The sequence below is a fragment of the Vibrio sp. 1874 genome (genome assembly GCF_033344395.1).
In the GTDB taxonomy this organism is placed as follows: Bacteria; Pseudomonadota; Gammaproteobacteria; order Enterobacterales; family Vibrionaceae; genus Vibrio; species Vibrio alginolyticus.
On the sequence record NZ_JAWPOR010000113.1, the window covers coordinates 1 to 1,243 of the forward strand.

General features: G+C 46.3%; 2 protein-coding genes. One reads left to right on the forward strand and one right to left on the reverse strand.

Going from position 1 to position 1,243, the window contains the following annotated elements:
- A partial coding sequence (sfsA, locus tag R8N46_RS24925) for a DNA/RNA nuclease SfsA (protein WP_318189738.1) occupies window positions 1–565 on the reverse strand: 565 nt, incomplete at its 3' end.
- 66 nt (window positions 566–631) lie between these two features.
- Between sfsA and R8N46_RS24930 the strand changes: the two genes are divergently transcribed.
- Window positions 632–1,243 (forward strand): DEAD/DEAH box helicase (locus R8N46_RS24930; RefSeq protein WP_318189739.1); only part of this gene is annotated, 612 nt, incomplete at its 3' end.

The following is a 1,243-nucleotide window of genomic DNA, read 5'->3' on the forward strand; positions in this document are numbered from 1 at the left end:
TACCTGAATGTAAAACAGTGAATAAAAGTATGGCTCTACTTCCATTTTGTGCCATTTCTGTGAGCTCTCTCAGGTGCTTTTGACCACGAGTCGTGACGGCATCTGGGAAGTATCCTTGTCCAGCTGAGCCTGTCTCATCAAGAAGAGTGACGCTTTTCACTTCTATATAGCACTTTGGCTTGTCGCTTGCGCTGAGCAAGATATCAATTCGACTATTTTCATTGCCATATTTCACTTCAGTTTGAAGTGTGTCATATCCGCAAAGCTCTGAAATGACATTATTTTCAATAGCCTCAACGGCTAATTGGTTGGCGCGGGCAGTATTGATACAAATACGATGCCCTTGCGCGGTTTCACTTAGCTCCCAGCTGTTGGGGTATTTGCGTTTTGGGTTGTCGGACGTTGAAAACCAAACTTTATCACCGGGTGTCGCGCAACCTGTCATCGCACCGGTGTTCGCACAGTGGATGGTGCGCAGCTCACCATTATCAAATTCGATATCAGCAAGGAAGCGTTTGTAGCGTTTAAGTAGAGTGGCTGACTCTAAAGCGGGTTTGAATTGCATTTGCTTATTTAGACGGGAATGTTTTTATGTACAATGTTGCCACCATTACACCACAAGGTATTTCCTTTGTCACAATTGCCGATTGAAGCCGTGATGCCCCAGCTACTTACGGCGGTCAAACATCAACATCAGGTTATTTTAAAAGCCGCGCCTGGTGCGGGTAAATCGACGTACTTCCCTTTACAACTTATCCAGAACCAAGTGGTGACTGGGAAAGTCATCATGCTTGAACCAAGACGATTAGCTGCGCGCAATATCGCGAGATATTTGGCCGAGCAACTGGGCGAGCAAGTTGGCCAGCGAGTGGGGTATCGCGTTCGTGGCGAGACAAAGGTAAGTGCTTCTACTCAGTTAGAAATTGTGACTGAAGGTGTCATGACTCGCATGATCCAAAATGACCCTGAGCTAGATGGTGTCGATTTGTTGATTTTTGATGAGTTCCATGAGCGCAGTATTCATGCCGATACGGCTTTGGCGCTTAGCTTGGAAGTTCAAGAAGCATTGCGAGACGATCTTAAGCTGGTGGTGATGTCGGCAACGTTGGATCAAGAAGCGTTGCAATCCTTACTGCCGGAAGCTTGTTATATTGAATCAGAAGGGCGCAGCTTTGCCGTGGAAACTCGCTATGCTCCGCTTACTGCCAACGATCATCTTTCAACGGTAATGGCAAAAAATATA